The 5,192-nt window shown below is 63.3% G+C and carries 4 protein-coding genes and 1 tRNA gene; all 5 read left to right on the forward strand.

The window, feature by feature from the left end; genetic code table 11:
* Window positions 1-86: transfer RNA gene (locus tag QM609_RS29030), tRNA-Leu, on the forward strand.
* Between the two features lie 108 nt (window positions 87-194).
* Window positions 195-1,736 carry an SDR family NAD(P)-dependent oxidoreductase gene (locus QM609_RS29035; RefSeq protein ID WP_074447104.1) on the forward strand — a complete coding sequence of 514 codons (1,542 nt, stop codon included), beginning with the start codon at window positions 195-197 and terminating at the stop codon, window positions 1,734-1,736.
* A 156-nt stretch (window positions 1,737-1,892) separates the two neighbouring features.
* A complete protein-coding gene (locus QM609_RS29040; RefSeq protein ID WP_003946198.1) occupies window positions 1,893-2,324 on the forward strand; it encodes a universal stress protein in 432 nt (143 codons plus the stop codon).
* Between the two features lie 44 nt (window positions 2,325-2,368).
* Complete coding sequence (locus tag QM609_RS29045; protein ID WP_050656174.1) at window positions 2,369-3,619, forward strand: saccharopine dehydrogenase family protein; 1,251 nt, start codon at window positions 2,369-2,371, stop codon at window positions 3,617-3,619.
* 152 nt (window positions 3,620-3,771) lie between these two features.
* On the forward strand, window positions 3,772-5,192 hold a 1,421-nt coding region (locus tag QM609_RS29050), incomplete at its 3' end, for a malate synthase G (RefSeq protein WP_283337651.1).

Raw genomic sequence — 5,192 nt, forward strand, 5'->3', positions numbered from 1 at the left:
GTCCGAGTGGCGGAATGGCAGACGCGCTAGCTTGAGGTGCTAGTGTCCTATTAACGGACGTGGGGGTTCAAGTCCCCCCTCGGACACTCTGTGTTGAGACAGACAGGAAAAGCTCCGGTTCATCGAACCGGAGCTTTTCTCGTAATTGGCGAAGTTCCCGCACCAGGGAACAGTCCGCGCGAGCGGCGATCGAGATGGAACAGAAGTTCGAAGTGGATACAGACACCAAGAAGTCGGATGCACTGCAGGCAGATTCGCTGGAAACAGCCGATTCAGAATCTGCTCGAGCCGAACTCACCGGACTCGACCCCGCGGAACTCGAAATCTGCCTGAAGGTCCTTTCCGAAGCCGCCGAACTCGACGACGAGCATCCCGATTCGATCACCATGCAGCGCGCTGTCGGCCATCTGTTCAAGCGACTCAAGAAGAAGCGTCGCCTCGCCTCGCGCGCAGCCGTCAACGAAGCCGACCGCCAAGTGGTCGCTGCGACTGCCACCGGTTCACCCGATCGCATCGACGACGAGACCGCAGGCATTCCGATCAAGTCGAACACCGCCGGCGCCTCCGCCGGAACGCTCATCAAGGCGCGGCCGTGCTACATCTGCAAGCAGCGCTACACCGCAGTCGACGCCTTCTACCACCAACTGTGCCCCGATTGCGCTGCCACCAGCCGCAGCAAACGTGATGCCAGCACTGATCTCACCGGCCGACGCGCACTTCTGACCGGCGGCCGCGCGAAGATCGGCATGTACATCGCGTTGCGCCTGCTGCGTGACGGCGCACATCTGACCATCACGACGCGATTCCCCAACGACGCGATCCGCCGATTCAAAGCGATGGAAGACAGCAACGACTGGATTCACCGTCTGCGCATCGTCGGCATCGACCTCCGCGACCCCGCCCAGGTTGTTGCACTCGCGGATTCCGTTGCCGCACAGGGTCCACTCGACATCCTCATCAACAACGCCGCGCAAACCGTCCGACGCTCCCCCGGTGCCTACGGCGCTCTGGTCGACGCCGAGTCCGGTGCGCTGCCCGCCGGTGAACTCCCTGATGTCCTGACCTTCGGCAAGACGAGCGACGCTCACCCCGCGGCTCTGGCCGGATCGCTGTCGGACGTCGCAAGCATCACCTCCGGAAATCTGTCCGCCGACGCGGTCAGTTCACTCGCCCTCGTCGCCAAGTCGGCGTCACCCGATCGCATCGAGCAAGGCATCGCCATCGACGCGGGCGGGCTGCTGCCCGACCTCGCGCACACCAACAGCTGGGTTCAGACCGTCGAAGAGGTCGATCCGATCGAGCTTCTCGAAGTCCAGCTCTGCAACTCGGTCGCGCCCTTCATCCTCGTTTCACGCCTGCGCCCATCGATGGCCGCGGCAGCTGCGCGACGCAAGTACGTCGTGAATGTCTCCGCCATGGAAGGCCAGTTCAGCCGCGCGTACAAGGGCCCTGGCCACCCGCACACCAACATGGCCAAGGCAGCACTGAACATGCTGACCCGCACCAGCTCCAAGGAAATGCTCGACGACGGCATCCTCATGACCGCCGTCGACACCGGTTGGATCACCGACGAACGCCCGCACTTCACCAAGATGCGTCTGGCCGACGAAGGTTTCCACGCGCCACTCGACCTCGTCGACGGTGCCGCCCGCGTCTACGACCCCATCGTTCAGGGTGAACTGGGCGTCGACCTGCACGGCTGCTTCCTCAAGGATTACAAACCTTCGCCGTGGTGATCGGCAGCACGCCGCATTCGTGATGGGCGGCACCTAGGCGCCCCGATGTGGCGATCTCGTCACCCCCAAACCCCCGTGTCGAGTAGCTCATTTCAGGTAGAGCACAGCATTGCAGGCGATAATGGAGCCGACACTGCTCACCGACTCGGAGGAACCATGACGATCGCCGTCGTACACAAGGACAGCCCGGAAGGCCGCGCCGCAATCGTGGCCGCCGCACGGGAATCCGTGGGTCGAAGCGAGGAACTGCTGGTTCTGCACGTCCTGGACGACGTCAACATCGGAGGCACGGTCAACCTCGGAGACACCGAGGACGATCGGGCCGCTCTTCGCGGCGAGATCCAGTCAGCGCTCGACGCCGGTGGATTCTCGGAGACGAAGTGGGATCTGCGCACCACCGAGCACGACGGCGATCCGGTGACCGCGCTCGTCGACCTGGTCCACGACGCGGGTGTCGATCTCCTGATCGTTGGAACACGCCGGATGTCCCCCATCGGCAAGTTCCTCCTCGAACGCCCGCTGCAGCGTCTCCTACTCGAAGTGGAGGCTCCGATCCTCGTCGTCAAGGAACCCCTCCCCGCCGAGTGACCTCGGTCACATCACTTTCGGGTGCTCGTTTGTAGGCTGGCTCCATGACTGGAACCTCGCCCGCCCGAGAACTCGACATCATCGTCTACGGAGCGAGCGGCTTCGTCGGTAAGCTACTCGCCGACTACCTCGTCAAACATGCTCCCGAAGGCACGAAGATCGGCCTCGGTGGCCGTTCCCTCGAGAAGTTGGCAGCCACTCGCGCCGATCTGGGTACCGCCGCTGCCGATCTCCCCCTGATCATCGCCGACGCCGACGACGCCACCGCACTGAAGGCACTCGCCCAGCGAACCCGGGTCGTCGCCACCACGGTCGGCCCGTATGCCAAGTACGGCCACGCCCTTGTTCACGAATGCGCCTCCGCCGGAACTCATTACGTCGACCTCACCGGCGAGGTGCTGTTCCACCGCGAGAGCATCGACGCTAACCACGCCCTGGCCGTGTCGACCGGTGCCAAGATCGTCCATTCCTGCGGATTCGATTCCATCCCTTCCGATCTCGGAGTTCACGTCCTGCACGAGAAGGTCGCCGCCGACGGCGCCGGCGAGCTCACCGACACCACCCTGGTGGTCACGGCCCTGCGCGGCGGCGTGAGCGGTGGCACCATCGATTCGCTTCGCAACCAGATCGACGTGTCGAAAGACGATGCGCGCCTGCGGAAACTTGCTGCCTCGCCGTACTCGCTGAGCCCCGATCGTGATCGGGAGCCCGAACTCGGACGCCAGAGCGACGTGAGCGTGGTCGACGGCAAGAAGATCGATCCGTCGTTGAAGGGGTGGAAAGCGCCGTTCGTGATGGCGTCGTACAACACACGAGTCGTCCGTCGCAGCAATGCGCTCCGAGAGTGGGCGTACGGCAAGAAGTTCAAGTACAGCGAGGTGATGAGCGTCGGCTCATCGGTGGTGTCACCGGTGATTGCGGGCGGCGTGGCGGTCGGCCTCGGCGCGCTGGTCGCCGGACTCGCTCTACCTCCGACACGTTTCCTTCTCGACAAGGTATTGCCGGCTCCCGGTGAAGGTCCGAGCGAGAGCACCCAGAAGAAGGGCCACTTCACGCTCGACGTGTTCACCACGACCACGACCGGCGCCCGATACACATCACGAGTGAAGGCGAAGGGCGACCCGGGATACAGCGCGACGGCGGTAATGCTCGGCGAATCTGCGTTGTCGTTGGCAAAGGACCAAAATGCTCTTCCCCCGGCCACCGGCGTTTTGACTCCAGCGACAGCGCTCGGCGACGTCCTGGTCGAGCGTCTACGCGCGGCTGGTTTCGAGATTTCCGCGCGCAAACTCTAGACAGAACGAATTTCACTTGATCGTTTCAGCTCTTCGCGCCCGATTATCGCAGCTCAGGGCGCGGACAGCGGTGGGAATACTCCCAGGTAACATTGATGTTGGTTCATGGCATCCATATGTGATGCTCCGCTTTCGGAAAAGTGAGGCTATTCATGACTGAGCGCGTTCAGGTCGGCAGTCTTCAGGTTGCCAAGGTTCTCTACGACTTCGTGGTCGAGGAGGCTCTTCCCGGCACCGGTGTAGACGCCGAGACGTTCTGGGCCGGCGCCGACAAGGTCATCACCGAGCTCGCACCGAAGAACCGCGACTTGCTTGCCAAGCGTGACGATCTGCAGGCTCAGATCGATCAGTGGCATCGCGATCACGCCGGCGCTCCCATCGACGCCGCCGCGTACAAGGCGTTCCTGCAGGAAATCGGCTACCTCCTGCCGACGCCTGCCGAGTTCTCGGTCACCACCGCGAACGTCGACACCGAGATCACCTCGACGGCCGGCCCGCAGTTGGTCGTGCCGATCCTCAACGCGCGCTTCGCACTCAACGCGTCCAACGCCCGCTGGGGTTCGTTGTACGACGCGCTGTACGGCACCAACGCCATCTCCGAGGAGAACGGCGCCGAGAAGGGTTCCGGCTACAACAAGGTCCGCGGCGACAAGGTCATCGCCTGGGCGCGTGAATTCCTCGATGCGGCAGCACCTCTCGCGTCGGGATCGCATGCAGATTCAACCAAGTACGTTATCGACGGCAGTGAACTGAAGATCACGTTGGCAGACGGTACTGTCACCACGCTCGCCCAGCCGGAGAAGTTCGTCGGCTACCTCGGCGAGAAGGACGCACCGACGAGCATCCTGCTGCTCAACAACGGATTGCACGCCGAGATCCAGATCGACGCCTCGTCCCCGATCGGCAGCACCGACGCCGCCGGCGTCAAGGACGTCGTTCTCGAATCCGCCGTCACCACGATCATGGACTTCGAGGACTCTGTCGCCGCTGTCGACGCCGACGACAAGGTTGTCGGCTACCGAAACTGGTTGGGTCTCAACCGTGGTGACCTGTCCGAGGAGATCAAGAAGGGCGCCAAGTCCTTCACCCGCACGCTCAACGGCGACCGTAAGTACACCGCAGTCGACGGCAGCGAACTCAGCCTGCACGGTCGTTCGCTCCTGTTCGTCCGCAACGTCGGTCACCTCATGACCAACCCCGCGATCCTCGACGCCGACGGCAACGAGGTCCCCGAGGGCATCCTCGACGCCTTGATCACCAGTGCCTGTGCAGTGCACGGCCTCTCGATCAGTGACGCCAACGGACCGCTCGACAACAGCCGCACCGGCTCGATCTACATCGTCAAGCCCAAGCAGCACGGTCCCGAGGAGGTTGCCTTCACCACCGAACTGTTCGGCCGTGTCGAGCAGGTCCTCGGGCTTCCGGAGAACACGCTCAAGGTCGGCATCATGGACGAGGAGCGTCGTACGACGGTCAACCTCGCCGCCTGCATCAAGGAAGCCGTCGACCGCGTGGTGTTCATCAACACCGGCTTCCTCGACCGCACCGGCGACGAGATCCACACCTCCATGGA

Source organism: Rhodococcus sp. IEGM 1302, assembly GCF_030056935.1.
Lineage (GTDB): Bacteria > Actinomycetota > Actinomycetes > Mycobacteriales > Mycobacteriaceae > Rhodococcus_F > Rhodococcus_F qingshengii.